This is a genomic window from Streptomyces sp. GDS52, assembly GCF_052246875.1.
Classification (GTDB): Bacteria; Actinomycetota; Actinomycetes; order Streptomycetales; family Streptomycetaceae; genus Streptomyces; species Streptomyces cathayae.
The window spans coordinates 5,895,514-5,918,694 of sequence record NZ_CM125966.1 but is presented as its reverse complement, the minus strand read 5'-3'; the positions used below and the strand labels follow the sequence as shown (position 1 = coordinate 5,918,694).

At 71.8% G+C, this 23,181-nt stretch carries 22 protein-coding genes; 12 read left to right on the top strand and 10 right to left on the bottom strand.

All coding sequences use genetic code 11. The features are described 5' to 3' along the window. Positions 1-97 precede the first annotated feature (97 nt). Positions 98-934 (bottom strand): anti-sigma factor, encoded by an 837-nt coding sequence (locus ACTWJ9_RS26995; protein ID WP_279336866.1) that lies wholly within the window; start codon positions 932-934, stop codon positions 98-100. Continuing rightward, the gene (locus ACTWJ9_RS26990; RefSeq protein WP_279338111.1) at positions 931-1,476 is read right to left on the bottom strand and encodes a sigma-70 family RNA polymerase sigma factor; all 546 of its coding nucleotides are present in this window, start codon (positions 1,474-1,476) and stop codon (positions 931-933) included. Before ACTWJ9_RS26990 ends, ACTWJ9_RS26995 begins: the two co-directional genes overlap by 4 nt. Positions 1,477-1,697: 221 nt before the next feature. On the opposite strand from ACTWJ9_RS26990, the gene ACTWJ9_RS26985 reads away from it, so the two are divergent. Genes ACTWJ9_RS26985 through ACTWJ9_RS26970 form a run of 4 tightly spaced genes read left to right on the top strand, consistent with a single transcriptional unit; the run spans position 1,698 to position 8,061 of the window. Further along, the gene (locus tag ACTWJ9_RS26985) at positions 1,698-3,230 is read left to right on the top strand and encodes a DUF4331 domain-containing protein (protein WP_279336865.1); all 1,533 of its coding nucleotides are present in this window, start codon (positions 1,698-1,700) and stop codon (positions 3,228-3,230) included. A gap of 55 nt (positions 3,231-3,285) precedes the next feature. Continuing rightward, positions 3,286-4,785, top strand: coding sequence for a tetratricopeptide repeat protein (locus tag ACTWJ9_RS26980; RefSeq protein WP_443294876.1), 1,500 nt, complete (start codon positions 3,286-3,288; stop codon positions 4,783-4,785). Continuing rightward, positions 4,782-6,329 carry a HoxN/HupN/NixA family nickel/cobalt transporter gene (locus tag ACTWJ9_RS26975; protein WP_443294875.1) on the top strand — a complete coding sequence of 516 codons (1,548 nt, stop codon included), beginning with the start codon at positions 4,782-4,784 and terminating at the stop codon, positions 6,327-6,329. The genes ACTWJ9_RS26980 and ACTWJ9_RS26975 overlap by 4 nt, the downstream gene beginning before the upstream one ends. A gap of 52 nt (positions 6,330-6,381) precedes the next feature. Next, a complete protein-coding gene (locus ACTWJ9_RS26970) occupies positions 6,382-8,061 on the top strand; it encodes a serine/threonine-protein kinase (RefSeq protein ID WP_443294874.1) in 1,680 nt (559 codons plus the stop codon). A 31-nt stretch (positions 8,062-8,092) separates the two neighbouring features. On the opposite strand, the gene ACTWJ9_RS26965 is transcribed toward ACTWJ9_RS26970, so the two are convergent. Continuing rightward, the gene (locus tag ACTWJ9_RS26965; RefSeq protein WP_279336862.1) at positions 8,093-8,896 is read right to left on the bottom strand and encodes an SGNH/GDSL hydrolase family protein; all 804 of its coding nucleotides are present in this window, start codon (positions 8,894-8,896) and stop codon (positions 8,093-8,095) included. Between the two features lie 769 nt (positions 8,897-9,665). On the opposite strand from ACTWJ9_RS26965, the gene ACTWJ9_RS26960 reads away from it, so the two are divergent. From ACTWJ9_RS26960 to ACTWJ9_RS26945, 4 genes are all read left to right on the top strand, one after another. Beyond that, the gene (locus tag ACTWJ9_RS26960; protein ID WP_279336861.1) at positions 9,666-10,487 is read left to right on the top strand and encodes a glycosyltransferase family 2 protein; all 822 of its coding nucleotides are present in this window, start codon (positions 9,666-9,668) and stop codon (positions 10,485-10,487) included. Then, on the top strand, positions 10,484-11,524 hold the full coding sequence (locus ACTWJ9_RS26955; protein WP_443294873.1) for a glycosyltransferase: 1,041 nt from the start codon (positions 10,484-10,486) through the stop codon (positions 11,522-11,524). Before ACTWJ9_RS26960 ends, ACTWJ9_RS26955 begins: the two co-directional genes overlap by 4 nt. Beyond that, a complete protein-coding gene (locus ACTWJ9_RS26950) occupies positions 11,517-12,317 on the top strand; it encodes a polysaccharide deacetylase family protein (RefSeq protein ID WP_387041600.1) in 801 nt (266 codons plus the stop codon). The genes ACTWJ9_RS26955 and ACTWJ9_RS26950 overlap by 8 nt, the downstream gene beginning before the upstream one ends. Before the next feature lie 107 nt (positions 12,318-12,424). Beyond that, positions 12,425-13,519 carry a DUF5925 domain-containing protein gene (locus ACTWJ9_RS26945; RefSeq protein WP_387041593.1) on the top strand — a complete coding sequence of 365 codons (1,095 nt, stop codon included), beginning with the start codon at positions 12,425-12,427 and terminating at the stop codon, positions 13,517-13,519. Between the two features lie 37 nt (positions 13,520-13,556). On the opposite strand, the gene ACTWJ9_RS26940 is transcribed toward ACTWJ9_RS26945, so the two are convergent. Beyond that, entirely contained in the window at positions 13,557-13,925 is a 369-nt protein-coding gene (locus ACTWJ9_RS26940; protein WP_279336859.1) for a GntR family transcriptional regulator, read from the bottom strand. 71 nt (positions 13,926-13,996) lie between these two features. Here ACTWJ9_RS26940 and ACTWJ9_RS26935 point away from each other — a divergent pair, with 71 nt between their 5' ends. Together ACTWJ9_RS26935 and ACTWJ9_RS26930 are read left to right on the top strand one after the other, a co-directional pair. Beyond that, positions 13,997-14,926 (top strand): GNAT family N-acetyltransferase, encoded by a 930-nt coding sequence (locus tag ACTWJ9_RS26935; protein WP_387041590.1) that lies wholly within the window; start codon positions 13,997-13,999, stop codon positions 14,924-14,926. Then, positions 14,907-15,407, top strand: coding sequence for a DUF402 domain-containing protein (locus ACTWJ9_RS26930; RefSeq protein WP_279336857.1), 501 nt, complete (start codon positions 14,907-14,909; stop codon positions 15,405-15,407). Before ACTWJ9_RS26935 ends, ACTWJ9_RS26930 begins: the two co-directional genes overlap by 20 nt. Before the next feature lie 25 nt (positions 15,408-15,432). Here ACTWJ9_RS26930 and ACTWJ9_RS26925 read toward each other — a convergent pair whose 3' ends face one another. Then, positions 15,433-16,050: a class I SAM-dependent methyltransferase gene (locus ACTWJ9_RS26925; protein ID WP_443294872.1), complete on the bottom strand. Its 618-nt coding sequence runs from the start codon at positions 16,048-16,050 to the stop codon at positions 15,433-15,435. Between the two features lie 137 nt (positions 16,051-16,187). On the opposite strand from ACTWJ9_RS26925, the gene ACTWJ9_RS26920 reads away from it, so the two are divergent. Further along, on the top strand, positions 16,188-16,322 hold the full coding sequence (locus ACTWJ9_RS26920; protein ID WP_279336855.1) for a hypothetical protein: 135 nt from the start codon (positions 16,188-16,190) through the stop codon (positions 16,320-16,322). A gap of 200 nt (positions 16,323-16,522) precedes the next feature. Beyond that, complete coding sequence (locus ACTWJ9_RS26915) at positions 16,523-17,611, top strand: lytic polysaccharide monooxygenase (RefSeq protein ID WP_279336854.1); 1,089 nt, start codon at positions 16,523-16,525, stop codon at positions 17,609-17,611. Between the two features lie 130 nt (positions 17,612-17,741). Here ACTWJ9_RS26915 and ACTWJ9_RS26910 read toward each other — a convergent pair whose 3' ends face one another. The 5 genes from ACTWJ9_RS26910 to tnpA form a co-directional block, all read right to left on the bottom strand. After that, positions 17,742-18,602 (bottom strand): esterase/lipase family protein, encoded by an 861-nt coding sequence (locus ACTWJ9_RS26910; protein WP_443294871.1) that lies wholly within the window; start codon positions 18,600-18,602, stop codon positions 17,742-17,744. A gap of 341 nt (positions 18,603-18,943) precedes the next feature. Continuing rightward, positions 18,944-20,026, bottom strand: coding sequence for a S1 family peptidase (locus tag ACTWJ9_RS26905; protein WP_443294870.1), 1,083 nt, complete (start codon positions 20,024-20,026; stop codon positions 18,944-18,946). Between the two features lie 269 nt (positions 20,027-20,295). Beyond that, on the bottom strand, positions 20,296-21,153 hold the full coding sequence (locus tag ACTWJ9_RS26900) for a slipin family protein (RefSeq protein WP_279336852.1): 858 nt from the start codon (positions 21,151-21,153) through the stop codon (positions 20,296-20,298). 290 nt (positions 21,154-21,443) lie between these two features. Next, positions 21,444-22,685 carry an RNA-guided endonuclease InsQ/TnpB family protein gene (locus ACTWJ9_RS26895; protein WP_443294869.1) on the bottom strand — a complete coding sequence of 414 codons (1,242 nt, stop codon included), beginning with the start codon at positions 22,683-22,685 and terminating at the stop codon, positions 21,444-21,446. A gap of 15 nt (positions 22,686-22,700) precedes the next feature. Next, positions 22,701-23,099 carry an IS200/IS605 family transposase gene (gene tnpA / locus ACTWJ9_RS26890; RefSeq protein WP_443294868.1) on the bottom strand — a complete coding sequence of 133 codons (399 nt, stop codon included), beginning with the start codon at positions 23,097-23,099 and terminating at the stop codon, positions 22,701-22,703. Positions 23,100-23,181 lie beyond the last annotated feature (82 nt).

Here is a 23,181-nt window from a genome sequence, read left to right as displayed (position 1 = left end):
CCCCGGGCAGGGTAACCCTATCGCCCCGTACGGGCACTCGTGTATCGCGCTCTCAGGATTCACCTTCCCCGTAAGGAGGTTGACGAACACTCGACGATTACTCTCCGAATCCGACCGCTTTCAGGGCGAGTTGGACGACAGGCCGGGTGGTGGGCTGCGGTGATCCGCCGTCAGGCTCGACGGTCACGGCGAGTGATGTCGCGGATCTGTCGAGGTCGGAGGCGACCAGGGGCGTGTCGGCCTCGAAGAGCCCCAGGGAGCGCGGTGCGGCGCCCGGGCGCATCAGCCACAGCTGGCGCACACGTCCGTTCGGCGGGTTGCCGTATCCGCCGAGGGTGACGACCGCGCCCCCCGCCGATACGGAAGCGATCACTCCGATCGTGCCGCCCGCCGCACCCCGGCCGCTGCTCGCGCGGGCGTCCGGGGCCGCGAGAACGTGTGCGATCTCACGTGAACGGTCCCGTTCGGCGTTCAGTTCGTCCTGGGTCCGGCCCGCCTGGACGGCGAACAGCGAGGCGACCACGAGGGCCGCGGCGGCGGTGACCGTCGCGAAGGGGACGAACAGCGGCATCCGGCGCCGTTCCCGGACCCGCGGCACGGGCTCGGCACCCCATACGTGGGGTGGCAGTTGCGGGGCCTGCACGCCGTTCCGTCCCGGGGACCCGGGCACGGCTTCGGGTGCGGGGTCCTGCGGGGTGGTCCGTACAGCGGCCAGTACCCGGTCGCGCAGGGCGGGCGGTGCCGGGGCGGCGGTGGACCAGGCCAGGCGGACGGCGTCCTCGGCCAGGACGCGCACCTCGGCGGCGCAGCGGCGGCAGGTGCTCAGGTGCCTCTCGAAGCGGACGCGCTCGGTGGGTTCCAGCGCGTCGAGCGCGTAGGGGGCGGCCAGGGAGTGGAGGTCTTCTCGGCGCAACAACCGGTCCAGGAGGCTCATGCGGCACTTCCCAGGCAGTCGCGCAGTCGGGTGAGGCCGTCGCGCATCCGTGTCTTGACCGTGCCCAGCGGCAGGGAGAGCCGTTCGGCCACCTCACGGTAGGTGTAGCCGTCGTAGTAGGCGAGGGTGACCGACTGTCGTTGCAGGGCGGTGAGGCGGTCCAGGCAGCGGCGCACCCACTCGCGTTCCAGACCGGCCTCGACCTCCTCGGCGACCTGGTCGAAAGCGGGCCCGCTGCCGTGCCGGGCGGCTTCACGACGTTCGCGCTCACCGGCCGCGCGGGCGCTGCGCACCCGGTCGACGGCCCGGCGGTGGGCGAGCGTGAGGACCCAGGACAGTGCGCTGCCCCGCCCGGGGTCGAACCGGGCGGCGGAGCGCCAGAGTTCGAGCAGCACCTCCTGCGCGACCTCCTCCGACTGGGCGGGATCACGCACCACCCGGTGCACGAGCCCGTACACCGGTCCGGACACCAGCCCGTACAGCGTCTCGAATGCCTTCTGGTCGCCGCCCGCCACCCGCACCAGAAGCTCGTCCGCCTCCAACGCGCACCCCCTCTCCCAGCCCCGCGGGGGCCACCTGGTCACCGAGGCGTTCACCATGATCATGCCTCCGGATGGGATTACGGATCAGCGGCCCGAAAACGCGGGTCGAACAGCGGAAAATAATACGGACGTTCCACCCCGTCCCGAGTTTCGACCAATCCGGCCGGGACTCCGCTCCGAATCCCGGTGCGTCAGGCAAGTTGACACTGAGGACGGACGGCATGACACCTAACTCCAGGACCGGCGCGGGACGCAGGAGCCTCGCAACACTGATCTGCGGCGCGCTGGCCGCCGGCGGCCTCGCCGCCGTCGGCACGACTGCGCTGGAACCGGGGGCGGCCTCCGCCTCCAGCCACCGGGAGGCCCCACTGATCTCGGGCACCCCGCAGTACGACAACACCGATCTGTACGCGTTCGTCAGCCCCGACAAACCGGACACGACGACGATCATCGCGAACTGGATCCCGTTCGAGGAGCCGGCCGGCGGACCGAACTTCTTCACGTTCGCCGAGGACGCGCAGTACGACATCCACATCGACAACAACGGCGACGCGCAGGGCGAACTGCTGTTCCGTTACACCTTCAGGACGCACACGAAGAACGAGAAGACGTTCCTCTACAACACGGGCCCGGTCACCAGCCTGGACGACCCGGACCTCAACATCACCCAGACCTACGACATCGAGCTGCTGAAGCTGAAGGACCAGCACCTGGTGTCCCGTACGAAGATCGCGGACGACGTCCCTGTGGCGCCGTCGAACGTCGGCAAGGCGTCCATGCCGGACTACGGCACGCTCCGTGAGCAGGCCGTGCACGAACTGGCGGGCGGCGCCACGACGTTCGCCGGCCAGGCCGACGACCCGTTCTTCCTGGATCTGCGCGTCTTCGACCTGCTGTACGGCGGGAACCTCTCCGAGGTCGGCAACGACACGCTCAAGGGCTACAACGTCAACTCCCTGGCCCTCCAGGTCCCTACGCACATGATCACCGAGTCGGCGGACCAGCCGGTCGTCGGCCTCTGGTCCACGACTCAGCGCAAGAACGCCAAGGGGAAGTTCACCCAGGTGTCACGGCTGGGGAACCCGCTGGTGAACGAGGTCGTCAACCCCCTGAAGGACAAGGACACCTTCAACGCGTCCGCGCCGTGGGACGACGCCCGGTTCCTGAAGAACGTCACACACCCGGAACTGCCGAAGCTCATCGAGGCGATCTACAAGATCGAGGCGCCCGCCGAGCCGCGCAACGACCTCGTCGACGTCTTCCTCAAGGGCGTCGAGGGACTCAACCAGCCGCCGCACGTGACGCCGTCGGAGATGCTGCGTCTCAACACGTCGATCGAGCCGACGGCCGAACCGAAGCGGCTCGGTGTGCTGGACGGGGACAACGCGGGCTTCCCCAACGGGCGGCGGCTGACCGACGACGTGATCGACGCGGCGCTCCAGGTGGTCGAGGGCGAGCTGGTCGGCGCGGAGAACGACCTGGGCGACGCGGTCGACGCCAACGACAAGGAGTTCGGCGCCTCGTTCCCGTATCTGGCCGACCCGACGGAGGGGTCGCGCGGTCCGCTCGCCGAGGGCGTGGACAGCGGCAACGACGTACGCAACCAGCTCGGTGACGCGCTGCGGCCGGCCGGCGCCGAGGGCTTCGACGACACCACCCTGATCGCCGCGTCCGCCGGTGCGGGAGCCGGCGGGATCCTGCTGATCGGCGGGAGCCTGCTGTGGTGGCGCAGGATGCGCGGCCGGGCGTACTGACCGGCTCCGCGACCGCGGACAACCGAGGAAAACCACCCGCAGACCGAGGAGAGGCATGCCTCCGCGTACGAACGACCACGCCCCGGAGGGCGGCCGGGGCACCGGGCCCGCCGAGCCCACCGCACCGCCGAGGACGACACGCGCGCAGCCGGGTGCCGGCCCCGGCACCTTCTCCTCCGGCGCCCGGACGGCCGCCCTGCGCCGGTTCTCCGGCGCCGCGCGACGCTCGCGCGGGCTGCGTCTCACGGTGTGCGCCGCACTGCTGGCCGTCGCGGCGACCGCCGGGACGGTCGCCGCCGGGGGCGCCCGGGGCAGGACGCCGGCCGAGGCCGCTCCCGCGACCGGGACGCTCGCGGCCGGTGTGCTCGCCCGGGGCGGCCTCGACGCCGGGATCCGCTCCCTGCAGGCCCATCTTCGTCTCCAGCCGAGGGACTTCGGCGGGTGGGCCGTCCTGGGGCTCGCCTACGTCGAGCAGGCGCGGACCAAGGGTGACCCCTCGCGCTACCCGCAGGCGGAGCGGGCGTTCGTCCGCTCTCTCGCGCTCGAGCCCGGCAATGAGCAGGCCCTGGCCGGCCGTGCCGCCCTCGCCGCGGCCCGGCACGACTTCTCCGGCGCCCTGAAGTACGCCGACCGGGCCCTGCGGCAGAACCCCTACAGCGAGCGCGCTCTGTCCTCCCGGATCGACGCCCTGGTCGAGCTCGGCCGGTACGACGAGGCCGCCGAGGCCGCCGACACGGCGGACAGCAGGCGCCCGGGGGTGCCCGTCTTCACGCGGTACGCGTACGTCCGGGAACTGCGCGGCGACGTGAGGACCGCCCGCAAGGTACTGGAACGGGCCCTGGACAGCGCGTCCGCGGCCCCGGACGTGGCGTACGTGGCGACCGCGCTCGGTCAACTGGCCTGGAACCAGGGGGACCACGAAGTCGCCCTGCGTCACTACGCACGGGCGCTCGGCGCCGACGAGGAGTACCTCCCCGCCCTGGAGGGCCGGGCCCGCGCCCAGGCCGCGAGCGGTGACCGCGCGGGCGGGATCGAGACCCTGGAGCAGGTCGTCGCCCGCTCCCCGCTGCCCGGCCCGCTGGTCGCCCTCGGCGAGCTGTACGAGACCCGGGGCGCCGAAGGCGACCGCGCGAAGGCCCAGGACCAGTACGTCCTCGTCGACGCGCAGACCGCCCTCGCCCGCGCCGGCGGGGTCAACGCCGACCTCGACACGGCGCTCGCCGCCGCCGACCACGGCGACACCCGAACCGCCCTGCGCGCGGCCCGCACCGAATGGGACCGGCGGCACAGCGTCCACACCGCGGACGCCCTCGCCTGGGCCCTGCACCGGAACGGACGCTCCGAGGAGGCACTCCCCTACGCCCGCCGGGCCACGGCCACGGGCTACCGCAACGCCGCCTTCCTCTACCACCGCGGCATGATCGAACACGCCACCGGCCACAAGGGCGACGCCCGCCGGTCCCTCACGGCGGCGCTGGAGCTGAACCCCGGTTTCTCCCCTCTCGGTGCCCGCGCGGCCCGTGCCGCCCTGGGGGACCTGGAGGCGACGCGGTGAACCTCCGTCGTACGCCGGCCGTCGGCATCACCGTCCTCACCGCCGCCTGCGCGTTCGCCCTGGTGCCGATGGCGACGGCGAGCGCGCACCCGCTCGGCAACTTCACCGTCAACCGTTACGACGGTCTGGTCGCCGCGCCCGGCGAGCTCCGCGTCCATCATGTCGAGGACCTCGCCGAGATCCCGGCCACCCAGGTGCAGCCGGACGTCGAGGCGCTGGGCATGGACGAGTGGGCCCGGCGGCGCTGCGCCACCGCCGCCCGCGACAGCGAGGTCCGCGTCGGGGGACGGAAGGTCCCCGTCACCGCGAGAAGCAGCCACGCGCGCGTGTACCCCGGTCAGGCAGGGCTCGACACGCTGCGTGTGGAGTGCCGGCTGACGGCCCCGCTGCCCGAGGTCGATCCGGTGGACGTCGACTTCCGCGGGGCCGGGGCGTCCTCGGGTCCCGGCTGGCGGGAGGTCACCGCGCGCGGTGACCGGATGACGCTGGCAGCGTCGGACGTACCGAGGACCTCGCAGTCACGCGAACTGACCCGTTACCCCGAAGAGTTGCTGTCCTCACCGGCCGACACCACGACCGCGGCCCTGCGGGTGCGTGCGGGCGGTCCCGCGCTGGCGGGGACGGAGCCCGACGCGCCGACCGCCTCCGTGCTGCCCCGCGCCGCCGACCGGTGGACCCGCGCCCTGGACGATCTCATCGCGCGGCACGACCTCACGGCGGGCTTCGCGGCGCTCGCGCTGCTGATCGCGCTCGTCCTCGGCGCGGCGCACGCGCTCGCGCCGGGTCACGGCAAGACGCTCATGGCCGCGACGGCGGCAGCCCGGGGCGGCAGGGCCCGAATGCGGGACGTTCTCCCGCTGGCCGCCTCGGTGACGGTCACCCACACCCTCGGTGTGGTCGCCCTCGGCCTGTTGGTCACGGCCGGTTCGGCCGCCGCGCCCTCGGTGGTCGCCTGGCTCGGCATCGCGAGCGGGGCACTCGTCACCCTGGCGGGCGCGAACCTCCTCCGCCGCGCACTGCGCAACCGGAACCACACGCATCACCACGACCACGACCACGGCGACGGCGACGGCGACGGCGACGGCGACGGCGACGGCAGCCATGATCACGTTCACGGCCCGCACGACCGTCCCGGTCACCCGCACCCCCATGCCGTCCAGCACACCCACGGCGGTCGCACCCACACCCACCCCGTCGCCCCCACCCTCCGCGGCACGATCCTGCTCGGCTTCGCCGGCGGGCTGGTGCCCAGTCCGTCCGCCGTCGTGGTGCTGGTGGGCGCCGCGGCCCTCGGTCAGGCCTGGTTCGGGCTGCTGCTCGTCGTCGCGTACGGCATCGGGCTGGCCCTCACCCTCACCGCCGCCGGGTACGCCGTCGTCAAGGCGGGCAGCGGAGTGACCCGGCTCCTTGCCCGGCGCCCGCGCTGGACCACGCGCCCGGCGGTTGCGCTCGTGCGCCGGAGCGCCCCCCTGGGATCGGCGTTCGCCGTCGTGGTCCTGGGCGCCGGATTGGTGTTCAGAGGGGCGGCATCCGCACTCGGCTGAGCTATTTTCATGAGGAAACGAATAATTCGCCCGGATGCGATGAGGGGGCGCCATGTCCGAGGAACCGGGCAGTGAGCGGGTGATCGCGAGCCGGTACCGGTTGCTGTCGCCGCTGGGTGAGGGCGGTATGGGAACCGTGTGGCGGGCCCGCGACGAGGTGCTGCACCGTGAGGTGGCCGTCAAGGAGGTACGTGCTCCGGCGGGGCTTTCGGCGGCCGACGTGGAGCGGATGTACACCCGGCTCGAACGGGAGGCGTGGGCGGCCGCCCGGATCACCGACCGCAATGTGGTGACGGTGTACGACGTGGCGACCGAGGACGGACGTCCGTGGATCGTCATGGAACTGGTCCGCGGCCTGTCCCTGGCCGATGTCCTGGAGGCCGAGGGCCCACTGGATCCGCGGCGCGCCGCGCACGTCGGCGCGGAGGTGCTCGCCGCGCTGCGCGCCGCGCACGGTGCCGGGGTGCTGCACCGGGACGTGAAGCCCGCCAACGTGCTGATCGCGAACGACGGGCGGATCGTGCTCACCGACTTCGGGATCGCCGTGGTCGAGGGCAGCTCCGCGCTGACCATGACCGGGGAGGTCGTCGGATCGCCCGAGTTCCTCGCCCCGGAGCGGGCGCTGGGCCGTACCCCCGGCCCCGAGTCGGACCTGTGGTCGCTCGGTGTGCTGCTGTACGCGTCGGTGGAGGGCTGCTCGCCGTTCCGTCAGGACACCCCGCTGAGCACCCTGCGTGCGATCGTCGACGAGGAACTGCCGCCGCCGCGCCGGGCCGGGCCGCTGGCCCCGGTCGTCGAGGGGCTGTTGCGCAAGGACCCGGCCGAGCGGCTGCCGGCGGAGCGGGCGCAGCAGGACCTGCGGCTCGTCGCCGCCGGGGGCACCCCTTCCCCGGAAGGCACGCCCCGCGCCGGCACGGCGGGGGCGGCGCCGTACACCCCCACCGTCGCCACGCGCCCCCACCCGCACGGGGCCACCGCCGCTCCCCTGCCCCCGGTTCCGGCTCCAGCTCCGGCTCCGGCAGCCGGGATCGCCGAAACCGCCCGCCCCGGGCGCGGCCGCCGTACCGCCGCCGCCCTGGTCGCGGGCGTGGCCGTACTGGTCCTGGCGCTGGCCGGGCTGACGTACGCGCTGCTGAACCGCGGGGACGGCGGGGACGGCGGGGACGCTTCCGGCACCGACCCCCGGGGAGGCGGCGCGAGTTCGTCCACGCGGACCGGTGGCGAGAACCGGGACGAGGGCGGCGGGGAGACGGCCGGGCGGACCGACGGGCCGGCCCCGACCGTCTCCGCGAGCGGCGACGACGGCTACGACGACGGTGAGGAGACCACCCCGCCGCCGCAGTCGGTGCGGGTGACGGTGGAGGGCGCGCACACGGAGTACTCCGGGGTCTGTCCGCCGCCGAGGGAGCGGGCGCCGGCGTTCACGGCGACGTTCACGGTGGGCCGGCTGCCCGCGGAGGTGTCCTACCGCTGGGTGTCCGAGGACGGTTCGGTGGCCGACCGGGGGTGGCGGACGCTGTCGTTCCCGCGGGACGGCGGGCACACCCGGCGGGACACGGTGACCGTGACGACGTATTCGACGACCGGGATGTTCGAGAACTGGATCGGGGTGGAGGTGCGGGAGCCGGTGCGCACGAGGTCCGACTCGGTGCCGTTCTCGGTGACGTGCGAGGGGGAGACCCCGTCGGGCGGGGCCTCCCCCTCTCGTTCCGGTTCGGTGGCCGCCCCCTGAGCGGGCGGCCACCGGGGGCCGTGCGTCCGGATCAGGCCGCGCTGTTGAGCACCGGGAGGTAGCCGCCGGACTGGCCGGCCGCCTTCGGGTGGTAGGACTCACCGATGTTGAGCCAGTTCACGCTGTGCAGCCAGGAGTTGGCGGAGCAGATCTCGTGGCCGGTGAAGGCGGTGCGCACGTCGCCGAAGGTGAAGGCGTGTGCGCGGGCGCGCTGGGCGATGGTGGTGGCGAGGAGGTCGGCCGCGTCGTTGATCGCCTTCCGCTTGGCCTCGGAGAGGCCGACGCAGGACGTGCCGAGCTGGTAGAAGCGGGGGTAGCCGAGGACGACGACATGGGCGTTCGGGGCCCGGGTGCGGATGGCGGAGTAGACGCTGTCGAGCCGGCCGGGCAGCGTCGACTGGACGTACGCCCGCGCGGTGGCGATCCGCGAGAGGCAGGTGCTTTCGGACTGGAGCACACAGGTCGTCATGACGTCGGCGAAACCGGCGTCGTTGCCGCCCACGCTGATCGAGACGAGTCCGGTGGTGGCGCTGAGCGGGCCGAGCTGCCCGGAGACGACGTCATCGGTCCGTGCGCCCGAGCAGGCGGTGAAGTCGAAGGACGAGGGGGAGTTGGCGGCGGCCCAGAGGTAGGGGTGGGCCTTCGTGCTGCGCTTGCAGTCGCCGCTGGAGCCGATGTAGCTGCCGGCTCCGACGCCGGAGGAGTAGGAGTCGCCGAGCGCCACATAGCCGGCGGCGGCCTGTGGGGAAGCCTGCGCCGTGGCTGCCCCGGTGAGGGCGGTGGCGACGGCGAGGAGGAGTGAGCCGAGAAGGACGGAAAGCCGGGAACGTCTCATGGAACCTCCCTTTAGCAGGATCTCTGCCGCAACTTTCATAGCAACTACGCGCGTTGACTGGAAGTGTCCATGCCAAAACTGTGACTTCCCCCAGGATCAGGCGGCTTGTCCGCCTCGGACCCCATCCGGGCAGGCCTGTTCAATCCCGGACGAATTCAGGCCTTAGGGTCGTTCGGACCTTGACGCCCACAACGGGCTGCGCCACATTGAAGCCCGTCATCCGGCGCTTCGGGGGGCAAAGTCGGCCATGCAGACCATACGGATCACGCAGACCATCGGCGTCAACGCGTCTTCACCGAGGCCTTCTTCGGGGACCGCCGGCCCAAGCCCTTCCGGCCGGCCGAGCGGAAGGCTCTGCTCGTGCGGGCCGGGACCGTCCGGCCGGAGGGTCACGCAACAGCCAAACCAACAAAAACGTGAGATCTGACTCCAGGTCTTGCCATAGGGGTTCAACCATCAATACCGTCACACATTGCAATACATCTCACTCGCACCGGTTCGTCAGTATGCGGCCCAGGGGAGGGCTCAGGACCGCGACGAACCGGGGCGGGGCGCGGTAGGGGGGTGCCGTGCTCGGTGACCGCAACGGTGACCGAGCCGTGCCGCGCGGTCGGCCGTCGCTTTCTGCGGCCGGCCAGTTTTGCCAGCTCACCCGGCGTGCGCGGAACTCCGTTCCGTCGTGCCGCGGGTGAGAACCCCCCTTTCGAACCGGACGAACAGCCGGGCCGCCCGGGGGCGGGCGGCCCACCGGACGAGAGGGATCAGACTCATGAGTTCCGTTCTGCAGCCGGCGACCGCGGACGAGAATCCGCCGGCCACCGGAAAGTACCGGCCCGTCTCCTCGCACCTGGCCATCGCACCGCCGGTGAGCGTGGTGATCCCGGCCATGAACGAGGCGGAGAACCTGCCGTACGTCTTCAAGACGCTTCCCGACTGGGTCCACGAAGTGGTCCTGGTCGACGGCAACTCCACCGACGACACCGTCGAAGTGGCCCGCGAGCTGTGGCCGGACGTCAAGGTCGTCGAACAGCGCGGGAAGGGCAAGGGGGACGCCCTGAACACCGGGTTCCAGGCCTGCACCGGCGACATCATCGTGATGGTCGACGCGGACGGCTCGGCCGACGGCAACGAGATCGTGTCGTACGTCTCCGCCCTCGTCTCGGGCGCCGACTTCGCCAAGGGGTCCCGCTTCGCCAACGGCGGCGGCACCGACGACATGACCTTCATCCGCAAGCTCGGCAACCGGGTCCTGTGCGGTGTCGTCAACCGCAAGTTCGGCGCCCGCTACACCGACCTCTGCTACGGCTACAACGCCTTCTGGCGGCACTGCCTGGACAAGATCGACCTCGACTGCACCGGCTTCGAGGTCGAGACCCTGATGAACATCCGGGTCGTCAAGGCCGGGCTGAGAGTGCAGGAGATACCCAGCCACGAGTACCTGCGCATCCACGGCACGAGCAATCTGCGGGCCGTGCGGGACGGGTTCCGCGTCCTCGGGGTCATCCTCGGGGAACGCTCCAACCGGCGGGCCCTGCGCCGCCGTCCGCGTCACTCGCCGCTGCTCGAAACGGTCCGGGGGAAGGTGTCTTGAGCGACACCGGCATCTCGGTCGTGATCTGCGCCTACACCGAGGACCGCTGGGAGGACGTCCTCGCGGCGGTCGCCTCGGTGCGGGCGCAGTCCCGGCCGGCCCTGGAGACCCTGCTGGTCGTTGACCACCACCAGGGTCTGCTGGACCGTCTGGGCAAGGAGTACCAGGAGACCGACGACGTGCGGGTGCTCGCCAACGCGGGCCCCCGCGGTCTGTCCGCCGGCCGCAACACCGGCATCGCAGCCTCGCGCGGTGAGATCGTCGCGTTCCTCGACGACGACGCCGTGGCCGAACGCGACTGGCTCAGGCACTTCGCCGAGGGCTACGCCGATCCGCGGGTGATGGCGGTCGGCGGGCGCACCGAGCCCCTCTGGGCGTCGGGGCGGCGCCCCTCCTGGTTCCCCGAGGAGTTCGACTGGGTGGTGGGCTGCACGTACCGGGGGCTGCCGCGCGGACGGGTGCGGGTGCGCAACGTCCTCGGCGGCAACGCCTCCTTCCGGCGCAGCGCCTTCGACGCCGCGGGCGGCTTCGCCACCGGTATCGGGCGGGACGGCGACAAGCGCCCGCTGGGCGGGGAGGAGACGGAGTTGTGCATCCGCCTCAGCCGCGCCCGGCCCGACGCGGTCCTGCTGATCGACGACCGTGCGGTGATCCACCACCGGGTGCCCCCGGTCCGCGAGCGCTTCCGCTACTTCCGCACCCGCACCTACGCCGAGGGGCTGTCCAAGGCGCTGGTGGCGCGGAGCGTCGGCGCCGGGAAGGGACTGGAGTCGGAACGCCGGTACACCACGCGTGTCCTGCCGGCCGGGGTGGTCCGGGGGCTGCGCGACGCCCTGCTGGCCCGGCCGGGCGGCGCGGGACGCGCGGGCGCGATCGTCGCCGGGGTGCTCACGGCGGCGGGCGGATACGTGGTGGGGAGCGTGCGGGCCCGGCGGGGCGGGGTCACGTTCTCCGTGGCCGACGTCGGCGGCGAGGCCCGCCGTGCCGGGGAGCACCCGGGCGGGGAGCAGGGAGGTGCCCGTGGCCGAGGTGACTGACGAACGCGTCCCGATCCTCATGTACCACTCGGTGGCCGCCGAGCCCAACGACGCCACCCGCGCGCTGTCCGTGACCCCGCAGGCGTTCGCCGGGCAGATGGCGGTGCTCGCCGAGCGGGGCCTCACTCCCGTGGACACGGCGGAACTGGCCGCCTGCTGGCGCACGGGACGCCCGCTGCCCGCGCGACCGGTGCTCGTCACGTTCGACGACGGCTACGAGGGCGTGCACCGGCACGCCCTGCCCGTGCTCGCCCGGCACGGCTTCCCGGCCACCCTGTTCGTCTCCACCGGATGGCTCCGGGGGCCGCACGACACCGGCGGCGGCCTGGACACCATGCTGGACTGGGACCAGGTGCGCGAACTGGCCGACGCGGGTGTGGAGATCGGCGGCCACAGCCACAGCCACCCGCAGCTCGACCAGCTCGACGACCGGCGGCTGCGCTCCGAACTGATCCTCTGCAAGGAGATCGTCTCGGACCAACTGGGCCGCACGCCGGCCTCGTTCGCCTATCCCTACGGCTACTCCAGCCGCCGGGTGCGGGAGGCGGTGCGGGAGACGGGGTACGCGCAGGCCCTCGCCGTCGGCAACGGTCTCGCCCGCCGGGCCCAGGGGCCGTACGCGCTGCGGCGCGTCACGGTGCGCCGGTCGACGGACACCGCCGAGTTCGAACGGCTGGTGGAAGGCCGCGCCCTCAGCCGCGTGTTCGTCCGGGACCGGGCCCTGACCAAGGGGTACGCGGTGGTCCGCCGGGCGCGGCACGCGCGGCGACTGGCGGCGCCCGGCCGCCGGTGACGCCGTCCGGCACGACCGGGCCGGCCGCTGCCCCGGACCACCCGTACGACCCCGCGCGCCCACGGAAACCGGGTGCGCGGGGCACCCGGGTGACCGATCATGGCGGCATGCCTGCAGACCCGCGCGACGCCCTGCCGATCCGGCTCAACGTCGACGACAGCGACTCCCCGTCCGACGTCGTCGACGCGCTGTTCCTCGGCCGCTTCGCAACGGGCGAGCAGCCGTTCTCGCACGCGGCCACCATCGACCGGGTGCGCTCCGCCGCGACCCTGCTGCCCACCGGCGCCGAGGTGCTGCGCATCGCCCGGGACGACGACCGGAGCGCCACCCTGGCCGAGGGCGACGGCTGGACGCTGCTGGTCTCCCGCTGGAACCGGGGCGCCGACGTCACCGTCACCGCGACCACCGCCGAACTCGCGGCGAAGATCCTGGACGAGGCGACGGACGGTGCGGCGGACGAACCGGAACCGCAGCCGGAGAACGTGCCCATGGGCTTCTGGTACGTCTCCCCGCGCCGTGGTCCGCACCGCACCACACGGCAGATCTCCGCGGGCACCTGGGACGAGCTCCGGCCCAACTACACCGCGCCGGTGGCCCACGCGATGGACCGCCTGATGAAGACCACGCCCGAGGACATCGCGGGCCGGCTGCTCCTGCTGCACGGTCCGCCGGGCACCGGCAAGACGTCCGCGCTGCGCACCCTGGCCCGTTCCTGGCGGGACTGGTGCCAGGTGGACTGCGTCCTGGACCCCGAGCGGCTCTTCTCCGACGTCGGCTACCTGATGGACATCGCGATCGGCGAGGAGGACGCGGCGGGCAAGGGGCGCTGGCGGCTGCTGTTGCTGGAGGACTGCGACGAGCTGATCCGCGGCGAGGCCAAGCACACCGCGGGACAGGCCCTGTCCCGGCTGCTCAACCTCACCGACGGGCTGCTCGGCCAGGGCCGCAACGTCCTGGTCGGCGTCACCACCAACGAGGACCTGGAGCGCCTCCATCCGGCCGTCGTCCGCCCGGGCCGCTGCCTCGCCCGCATCGAGGTGGGGCCGCTGACCCGGACGGAGGCGGTGAACTGGCTGGGCCACGAGGACGGCGTCGGCCGCGAGGGCGCCACCCTGGCCGAGCTGTACGCCCTGCGCCGGGGAACCTCCCCGACGGCACTGCCGGAACCACGCGGGAAGGCGGAGGCGGGGCTGTACCTGTAGCCGCCCGCGGCCGCCTCCCCTGGGCCGCCCCCGCGACTCATCCCCCGTAGGCCGCCCGCAGCGCGTCCCGTACGGCGGCCAGGGCCGCTTCCTCGCTCAGCCCGAGCCGCCGCACCCGCTCCGCGTAGGCCTGGGCCGCCGACGCCGTCTCCCGCTCCGCGGCCGACCCCGCGGCGGCGACGAACGTGCCGTTGCGGCCGCGGGTCTCGATCACGCCGTCCGCCTCCAGCGCGCGGTAGGCCTTGGCCACCGTGTTCGCGGCGAGGCCGAGCGTCTCGGCCAGGCCCCGCACCGTCGGCAGCCGGTAGCCCACCGGCAGGGCTCCCGACCGCGCCTGCTCGGAGATCCGCGCCCGCACCTGCTCGTACGGGGGCGCGCTGTCGTCGATATGGATCTTCAGGGTCACGACCCGATTGTCCCGCACCCGGCGGAAAATAGGAGGCAGTCCCAGCGCGTCCCCCCGTAGCGTGCGCCCTCATGGCCATCATCGTGCGCGACCTGCGCCCCGAAGTCCGAGCCGACGCCGAGGGGTTCTCCCGTGTGCGCAGGCTCGCCGTCCCCTTCATGTTGTCCACCCCCGAGTCCGTGCTGCACCATCTGCGGCGCTCCCACCCCGACGCCCACTTCGGGCAGCTCGTCGCCGAGGAGGACGGGGAGATCATCGGTGTCGTCCAGCTCAGCCTCGCCCACGACAGCCCGGAGCCCGGCCAGGGCTCCGCCAGCGTCTACGTACGGGCGGACAGGGGCCGGCGCGGCGCCGGGTCGCTGCTGCTGCGCGCCGTCGAGGAACGCCTGGCCGCCCTCGGCGCCCACAAGGTCTACACCTGGGTCATGGACGCGCCGGACAACCGCGCCTTCGCCGAGCGGCGCGGCTACCGGGCCGGCCGGTCCGCGTACTTCCTGCGGCTGGACCTGACGAACGGCATCCTGCCGCCGCTCCAGGATCCGCCGCCCGGCGTCGAACTGCGCACCGGCGCCGACTTCGCCGACGATCCGCACCCGCTGTTCGTCCTGGACGCGGAGACCTCGTCGGACGAACCGAGCGACATCGACACCGAGCCCACCGACTACGGGGCATGGCTCGAGGAGACCTGGCGGCACCCGTTGCTCGACCCCGCCCTGACCACGGTCGCGGTGGTCGACGGCGCCCCCGCCGCCTTCACCGCGGTCCACACCGACGGTGACGGCCGCTACGGCACCGCCATGACCGGCACCGCCCGCGCCCACCGCGGCCGGGGGCTGGCCAAACTCGCCAAGAACGCCTCCCTGCACCGCGCCCGCGCCGCCGGGTGCACGGAGGCCTTCACGGGCAACGACACCGGGAACGAACCGATGATCGCGATCAACAAGTGGTTCGGCTACGAAATCTGCGCAACGGAGGTACGCCATGTCCGCGAACTCGGCTGAGGGCCCCGCACGCGTCGAGGTCGTCCTCGTCAAGGCGGGCCGCACCAAGATCCGCTATCCCGCCGACCTCCTCTCCGACGACGGCGCCCGCATCACCGTGCGCGCCCCCTGGGCGGGCGACGGCACCCGTGACTTCGGCTTCGTCCGCTTCGAACCCGGTGACGTCTTCACCGAGCACTACTGGCGCGACCGGTGGTACTCCGTGAAGGAGGTGCGCACCGCCGGGGGCACCCTCAAGGGCCACTACTGCGACATCACCCGCCCGGCCGTGCTCACCGGTACGGAGCTGGTGGTCGAGGACCTCGACCTGGACCTGTGGCGCTCCGCCGACGGCACGGACGTACGGCGGCTCGACGAGGACGAGTTCGCGGCGAGCGGCCTCCCGGAGACGGACCCCCGTGCGGCGGCCGCCGCCGTCGCCGCCCTCGACGAACTGGAGACCCGGGCCCGCGAGGACCGCTTCGACGCGCTCCTGAGCTGAGGAGCCGGGCCCGGCCGGGCTCACCTCACTCCGGCGTCGCGACCACCACGTACCGTTCGTCGCCCACCTCCCTCCCCCACAGTGCCGTCTCGTCCGACAACCTCTCGACCCGCAGGTGTCCGGCGAACGGGGCGAGGAGCGAGGTGAGCCGGTCCACCGGTATGCCGACGGGGCTCACCGTGCCCCACACTCCTTCGACCAGCACCAGCCGGCCGCCGGGACGCAGCAGCCCCCGCCAGTGCCGCAGCACCCGGGCCGGATCGGGCAGCGTCCACAGCACATGCCGTACGAGAACGACGTCGTGACGCCGCTCCCCCGTCGGTGGCGCCGCGGCGTCACCGACGAGGAACACCGCGTCACGTCCGGCGAGCTTCTCCCGGGCGAGCGCCACCATGGCCGGGGACCGGTCGACTCCGATCACCCGGTGTCCCTGCGCTGCGGCGAGCAGGGACAGGCTGCCGGTGCCGCAGCCGAGGTCCAGGACATCGCCCGCCCGGGCGGGCAGCCAGGAACGCAGCCGCCCGGCCCAGGCCTCGCGCACCCGGGGATCGCGCAGCCCGTGATCCGGTTCCTCGTCGAAGGCCGCGGCCGCCAGGTCCCAGTCGACACCCGCCGTGCCCGTGACGTCACTCTCGTCGGTCATGGGGCAAGAGTGGCAGCTGCCACTGACAATCGATTCGTGACCGGGGCCACAGACAGATCGGGACCGATGAGGAACTCTCCCCCGAAAGGTCCACCCCTGCGAGACCGCGGTGTCCGTGGACCCCGAAGGAGGCAGCCATGCGCCGTGTCACCGCACAGAAGCCCCCGAAGAAGACGGAAGCCCGCCGGATCCGCGAGAAGACCGACGAGCGCCCGGCCGCACGCCCGGAGATCCGCGAGGACATCGCCCGCACCTGGTGGCCGGACGGCTGAGCCCCTCCGGTCGGCGGCGTCCGTCACGCCGCTCGGGCTGCTACCTGATCTCAGCCTGAGCGCTTCCTTAACGCGGCCATAAGGATCTCCTCGCACAGCCTCTGCCAGGCGATTCCACTGTTCCCTGGGGCTAGTTTCTGACCCGTCCCCCCACGGGATTCCCCCCAAGTCCAGTGATCGTTCCGAGGAGTTGCTGCCCCATGACCGCACGCCGCAAGGCCGCCGTCGCCGCCGTCGGTATCGTCCCGCTCGCCCTGACCGGGCTGTCCGCCGCACCGGCGGCCGCGCACGGTTCGATGGGCGACCCGGTCAGCAGGGTCGCGCAGTGCTTCGCCGAGGGACCGGAGAGCCCGAAGTCGGCGGCGTGCCAGGCGGCGGTCGCGGCCGGCGGCACCCAGGCGCTCTACGACTGGAACGGCGTGCGCATCGGCGACGCGGGCGGACGCCACGAGGAGCTCATCCCCGACGGCAAGCTCTGCAGTGCGAACAACGAGGCGTTCAAGGGACTCGACCTGGTCCGCGACGACTGGCCGACCACTGCGGTGAGCAGCGGCTCGTACACCTTCAAGTACCGGGTGACCGCCCCTCACAAGGGCACCTTCGAGGTGTACATCACCAAGCCCGGCTACGACCCGTCCAAGCCGCTGGGCTGGGGCGACCTGGATCTGGCGAACCCGGTGGCGACCTCCACCGACCCGGCCGCCTCCGGCGGTTTCTACACGTTCACCGGCACCCTCCCCGAGCGCTCCGGCAAGCAGCTGCTGTACGCGGTGTGGCAGCGCTCGGACAGCCCGGAGGCGTTCTACTCCTGCTCGGACGTCACGTTCGGCGGGACGAGCGGAAGCACCGCGAACAAGAACACCGCCGGCAGCGGCGCCGCGTCCGGCGGCGACACGCCCAAGAGCGCGGCCGCCCCGGCGCCGGCCGCCTCCGCCCCCTCCGAGGAGCAGGTCGAGGAGGGCGCCGAGAAGTCGACCATCGAGAACCACGGGCACGGGGACGACGACCCGCACACCACGGCACAGCCGACCCCGGCGGCCGACGGCACCACCGGTGACACCACGGACGACGGCTCCGGCGCGGCGGCCGGCGACGCCCCCGACGACACCACCGAGGCCGCCCCCAACCAGCCCAAGGCGGCCGGTGCTTCGGAGAACCTCGCGGAGACCGGGGGCGATGGGAACACCCCGTACCTGATGGTCGGCGGAGCCGCGACGCTGGCGCTCGGTTCGGCGGCGCTGTTCGCCTCCAACCGGCGGCGCACGGCGAGCGGACGCAACGGCCGCTGATCCGACTCCGCCCGTACCCGGGGGCCCGTCCGGCGGCTCAGGCCGGACAGGCCCCCGGCATGCGTCTCAGCGACCGCACGGGTCACCGGCTGTACATGCCACTTGCTACACGTGTCACCTGCTACACGTGTCAGCTGAACACCGAAGCGCAGGTGGTGGGTCGGGCGTTGGCCGGATCGAGGGCGTTGGCGACTTCGTGGAAGGCGATCCGGTCGAACAGCGCGATCGCCAGATGCTCGGACAGGTCGAGCGGGCACAGGTCCTGGAGCAGGACGTTGCGTACGTTCGGTCCGCTCAGGTACTGACTGCGGTAGGGGGTGACCACCTCGTCGTACCGGGTGGCGAGGACGGTGTAGCGGACGCCGGGCACGGTGTCGCCGCCCGCGTTCAGCTTGGCGAGGAAGGCGGAGCCGGTGATCTGCTGGGCGAGGGCGGGGGTGGTCTCGTTCAGCAGGTCCCCGGCGCCCGGGAAGTAGGGCAGCAGGTTGGTGAGGCCGCCGAGGGTGGTGCCGTGGTTGCTGGGCGCGATCCCGACGAGGGCGTTCACCTCGTCGGCCCCGCCGAGGAACTTGAGGTAGTAGCGGGGCATCATGCCGCCCTGCGAGTGCCCGACGAGGTCGGCCTTGGTGGCGCCGGTCGCGGCGAGCACCTTGTCGACGAAGGCGTCGAGTTGTTCCGCGGACCGCTCGATGGGGCCGAGGCCGTGGAAGAGGGGGACACCGGCGAGCTGACCGTAGTCGAGGGAGAAGACGCAGTAGCCGCGGTGCTTCAGATAGGGCGCGAGGCCCAGCCAGTTGTCGACGGAGTTCCCGAAGGTGCCGTGGACCAGGACGACGGGGCGGGGGTGGGCGGCGGACGGCTTGCAGGTGTAGTCGTTCCAGCCCGAGCTGGATGAAGCCGCGGCGTGGGCACCGGTGGTGGGGACGGTGACGGCCGCGGCGGCCAGCAGGAGTGCGGCCAGCGGTCTGGCCACTCGCTTCCAGGGCAGCATCGTGTGATCTCCTTGCACGTCGAGGGGAGAGTGCGACGGCCTTGCGCCCTGTGACCCGGATCACGAGGATGTTGTTCACTCGTCAAGTTACGGGTGAGTAGCCCTGCGGGGAAGTTACGGGTCGGTAAAAAATCTCCACGCCCGCCGACGGCGTGCGGCGTCACCTGATAATGGGTCACCAAAGGTGATAAAACGCCCCGTCGGGCGCGATGCGCGGCAGACTTTCGCGCAGCGACCGCACCTCCCGCGCCGGGCGGACACACGGAAGACGTCCCGCCCCTCGCAGAGAGGGACGGGACGTCCGTGTGCGTACCGCGGGTGTTACGGGTACCGCGGGTGGATCAGCCGATCCGGGTGCCGGTCGCCGAGAGGGCCTCCGTCACCGACTGGAAGAAGGTCGTACCGCCGGAGGTGCAGTTGCCGCTGCCGCCGGAGGTGAGACCCACCGCGCTGCTGCCCGAGAAGAGCGAGCCGCCGCTGTCGCCCGGCTCGGCGCAGACGTCGGTCTGGATCAGGCCGTTGACGATGTCGCCGTTGCCGTAGTTCACGGTGGCGTCCAGGCCCGTGACCGTGCCGGAGTGCACCTGGGTCGTGGAGCCGCTGCGGGTGACCTGCATGCCGACGGTGGCCTCGGCGGCGCCGGAGATCGCCTGCGTGGAGCCGTCATAGAGGTTCACCTCGCTCGGACGGTCCACGTCGGCGGTGTACTTGACCAGGCCGTAGTCGTCGCCCGGGAAGCTGGACGCCTCGTTCTCGCCGATCACGGTGCCGGAGGAGTCCGACCACGTGGAGATACCCTCGGTGCAGTGCCCGGCGGTGAGGAAGAACGGCTCGCCGCCCTTGGTCACGTTGAAGCCGAGCGAGCAGCGCCCGCCGTTTCCGGTGATGGCGTCGCCGCCCGCGACGAAGGTCTTGAACTCATCCTTGGTGCGCTGGAGTTCGGCCTTGGCCCCGAGCCCGTCGACGACCTTCGTCAGGGTGGCCCACTCGGCCTCGGAGACCGTGCGGTCCGCGGTGACCACGACCTTGTTGGTGGTCGGGTCGGTCACCCAGGAGGTACCCGGGATGGTCGCGTCCTGCGTGAGGGTGGTGCGCGCGCTCTTCAGCTCGGCGAGGGAGTTCGCCACGACTCTCGCCTCGGCGCCGGCCGCCTCGACGGTCTCGGCGGCGGCCTCGTCGAGCACGTTCACCACGAGGCTCTTGCTCTTCGCGTCGTAGTACGTTCCCGCCGCGTCGGCGCCGAGGTCCTCGACGAGCGTCGAGGCGAGGTTTCCGGCCGCCGCGATCGAGAGAGTCCGGGGCGTGGAGACCTCCGGGGTCTCACTGGCGTTCGCAGTCTGAAAGGTGACTCCCGCGGCGACCAGCGCGGCGATGCCCGCACCCGTCATGGCAACGCGCCGCCTGGGCATGCGTCGGTGCTTCAACTCACGACCTCCTGTGGGGGGGACGGTCCGGGAGGTTGTGGGGACCTCACGGACCGGAAGGCTTACGGCTACGGGGGCGGCACACAAAAAAGGCCGCACCCCTGCTGGTTGAACGCCGCCCACTATTCCGAGGCCCACAGGGAGCACACAAGGCCGACTTCAGGACGCACGTACGGCAACGTCCATGCACCCTCTATGTCCTGACAGGTCATGGACACGCGGGCAGCTTCACACCGCAAACACTACGAGCGGGTAACCCGCAGGGTGATTCAGGGCGTCTGACCCTGGCTTGAATTCGCCTCTTCCTGATCCCCGTTCGAGCGGGACGGGGTGGACCGACGCTGCTCCACCGGGCCCTGTGCCGGCGGCTGGGCGGACCGTTCCAAAAAGCGCAGCAGCTCCACCGGGAAGGGCAGCACCAGGGTGGAGTTCTTCTCGGCCGCGACCGCCACGATCGTCTGCAGCAGCCGCAGCTGCAGCGCGGACGGCGTCTCCTCCATCTGCTGGGCGGCCTCGGCCAGTTTCTTCGACGCCTGCAGTTCGGCGTCGGCGTTGATGACCCGGGCCCGCCGCTCGCGGTCGGCCTCCGCCTGCCGGGCCATGGACCGCTTCATCGTGTCGGGCAGCGAGACGTCCTTGATCTCGACCCGGTCGATCTGCACGCCCCAGCCGACCGCCGGGCTGTCGATCATCAACTCCAGCCCCTGGTTCAGTTTCTCCCGGTCGGACAGCAGATCGTCGAGGTCGCTCTTGCCGATGATGGAACGCAGTGAGGTCTGCGCCATCTGGGAGACCGCGAACCGGTAGTCCTCGACGTTGATGAGTGCGGCGGAGGCGTCGACGACCTTGAAGTAGACGACCGCGTCCACCCGCACGGTGACGTTGTCCCGGGTGATGCCCTCCTGCGCGGGCACCGGCATCGTGACGATCTGCAGATTGACCTTGTGCAGCTGCTCCACGAACGGAACGACCAGCGTGAGCCCCGGCCCCCGCACCTGGGGGCGGAGCCTGCCGAGCCGGAGGACCACCCCGCGCTCGTACTGCTTGACGACCCGCGCCGCCGACAGCAGACCGACCGCTCCGACGGACGCCAGCACCACTCCCGCCGCCACCAGTTCCTCGACCATCACGGCCCCCAGGGTCCGAAGTGGCTCATCAGGTGATCCCGCGACCGGCGCCGCCCGGCGCGTCCTGGTATGTGTCCCTCGACGTTTACCGGCTCCCTGGCCCGAAGTCCAGGCATTCCGGCCTGATTCGTCCGGCCTTGCCGGGACTTTTTGCCTCAACGCGCTGCACCGGGAGTTCCGTTCTGGTCTTTCCTGCGCTCTGCGAGGCGTTCGGCGTCCCCGCCCGTCCGGCTGCGATCGTACGGCGTCCTTCGGACTGCGGGGACTGACAGTTGACTTCCTCCCCACGGCTAAAGCCGGGGGATTCCAACCAGCTCGAAAGCAAGTTGGACCGGTACTGCCTCGCGGGGTCCCGGAAGTTCCTGCTTCACCGACCGCCCAACGGCGAGGTCTCCACAGGCTGGCACGGCGTGTCCCGCCGCGCTGAAGATGTTCTTCGCGGCGTTCACGTCGGCGTGGTCCCGGTGGCCGCAGGACGTGCATACGAAGGCCGCTTGGCTCTCACGGTTCTTCGCATCCACGTGCCCGCACCGGTTGCACGTCTGCGACGTGTACGCGGGGTTGACCAGGACCACTTCGGTGCCGGTCGAGCGTGCTGCGTTGCGGATGGCCAGCTCCATGCGGTGCCAGCCCTTGTCAAGGATCGCCCGGTTCAGTCCGGCTTTCTGGCAGACGTTGCGGCCGGGTTCTGCCTTCGTGCCCCTGGCCGAAGCGGTCATGTTCTTCGTGCGCAGGTCCTCCAGCACCACCACGCTGTGGCGGGTGGTGAGCCGGTTCGCTGTCTGCGCGCAGAAGTCGGCGCGCCTGTCGGTGACCCGGCCCATGATCCGGTTCATCGCTGCGAGGGTCTTGCGGCGGTTCGCCGAGCCCTTCTTCGACCGGGCTAGACGCTGCTGAAGACGCCGGTATCGGGACTTCTCCCCGGCGGTAACGAACTCGCGGTCGTGGAAGTCGCCTGTGCTCGTGGCCGCCGCGACGACGACGCCCCGGTCGATCCCGACTGGCGTGCCCGCATGGCGCCCGGGGGTGAGGATGCCGTCCTCGACGAGGAAGGAGATGTACCAGTGCCCGGCCTTGCGGGAGACGGTGGCGGAGCGGATCTCGCCGCCGGGGTGGCGGGACCAGCGGAAGGTGACCCAGCCCAGCTTGGGCAGCTTCGCGCGGCCCCATGCGCGGTTCAGCCGTTCCACTGTGACGAGGTTCCCGGCGGGGAACCTGAACGAGGGGTTCCAGCAGGCCTTGGAGCGCCAGCGGACCTTGAATGTGCCGTGGGTCCGGCATGCCTTGTCGAGGTCCTTCAGGGTCTGCTGGAGGACATGCGAGGGGGCGGCGCGCAGCCACTCGTACTCGCGCTTGGCGTCGGCCAGCTCGGCAGCCTGCGGGACGTAGTTCATCCACGCCCCGCGCCGCCGGTACTCGCGGCGCTGTTCGAGAGCGGTGTTCCACACCGACCGGCAGATGTTCCCGAACTCCTCCGCCATCTCCGCCTGCTCGGCCGTGAGGCCGAGCCGGTACTTCCGTCCGGCCAGCATGGTCCACCTCCCTCCTCAGACGTTTTTCTGGTTCTCGACGTACTTCTTCACGACCTCCAGCTGTGCGCCGCCGACAGTGGCGACGAAGTAGCTGTTGGTCCACAGCGTGGGCAGGCGCGACTTCAGCGCCGGGAACTCCTCCCGCAGCACGCGGGAGGGCCGACCCTTGACCGCCTTCACGAGCCGGTGCACACCGAACTGCGGGTCGACCTCCACCAGGAGGTGAACGTGGTCCGGCATGACCTCCAACTCGACCAGCCACGCACCCTTCTCGGCCACGACCTCCCGGATGATCTCCTCCAGCCGCGCTTCGATCCGCCCGCCCAGCACACGGCGCCGGCACTTCGGGCACCACACCACGTGAAAGGCGCACTGGAACGTGATGTTCGCGTTCGAGCGCAAGGTAACTGCCACGGGTCTAACTATGCAGCGCGGAGCTACCTGACGGTGGACTGGTGCGGCCATCATCATGGGGCGGCTGTCCCCAGAACTGAAG

Excerpts from the sequence above, each read along its gene's own strand:
- ACTWJ9_RS26935 (WP_387041590.1), top strand. The coding sequence starts at position 13,997 with ATGGCCATCATCGTGCGCGACCTGCGCCCCGAAGTCCGAGCCGACGCC.
- ACTWJ9_RS26925 (WP_443294872.1), bottom strand. The coding sequence starts at position 16,050 with ATGACCGACGAGAGTGACGTCACGGGCACGGCGGGTGTCGACTGGGAC.
- ACTWJ9_RS26930 (WP_279336857.1), top strand. The coding sequence starts at position 14,907 with ATGTCCGCGAACTCGGCTGAGGGCCCCGCACGCGTCGAGGTCGTCCTC.
- ACTWJ9_RS26985 (WP_279336865.1), top strand. The coding sequence starts at position 1,698 with ATGACACCTAACTCCAGGACCGGCGCGGGACGCAGGAGCCTCGCAACA.
- ACTWJ9_RS26980 (WP_443294876.1), top strand. The coding sequence starts at position 3,286 with ATGCCTCCGCGTACGAACGACCACGCCCCGGAGGGCGGCCGGGGCACC.
- ACTWJ9_RS26900 (WP_279336852.1), bottom strand. The coding sequence starts at position 21,153 with ATGGTCGAGGAACTGGTGGCGGCGGGAGTGGTGCTGGCGTCCGTCGGA.
- ACTWJ9_RS26895 (WP_443294869.1), bottom strand. The coding sequence starts at position 22,685 with ATGCTGGCCGGACGGAAGTACCGGCTCGGCCTCACGGCCGAGCAGGCG.
- ACTWJ9_RS26970 (WP_443294874.1), top strand. The coding sequence starts at position 6,382 with ATGTCCGAGGAACCGGGCAGTGAGCGGGTGATCGCGAGCCGGTACCGG.
- ACTWJ9_RS26965 (WP_279336862.1), bottom strand. The coding sequence starts at position 8,896 with ATGAGACGTTCCCGGCTTTCCGTCCTTCTCGGCTCACTCCTCCTCGCC.
- ACTWJ9_RS26945 (WP_387041593.1), top strand. The coding sequence starts at position 12,425 with ATGCCTGCAGACCCGCGCGACGCCCTGCCGATCCGGCTCAACGTCGAC.
- ACTWJ9_RS26910 (WP_443294871.1), bottom strand. The coding sequence starts at position 18,602 with ATGCTGCCCTGGAAGCGAGTGGCCAGACCGCTGGCCGCACTCCTGCTG.
- ACTWJ9_RS26915 (WP_279336854.1), top strand. The coding sequence starts at position 16,523 with ATGACCGCACGCCGCAAGGCCGCCGTCGCCGCCGTCGGTATCGTCCCG.
- ACTWJ9_RS26960 (WP_279336861.1), top strand. The coding sequence starts at position 9,666 with ATGAGTTCCGTTCTGCAGCCGGCGACCGCGGACGAGAATCCGCCGGCC.
- ACTWJ9_RS26995 (WP_279336866.1), bottom strand. The coding sequence starts at position 934 with ATGAGCCTCCTGGACCGGTTGTTGCGCCGAGAAGACCTCCACTCCCTG.
- ACTWJ9_RS26920 (WP_279336855.1), top strand. The coding sequence starts at position 16,188 with ATGCGCCGTGTCACCGCACAGAAGCCCCCGAAGAAGACGGAAGCCCGC.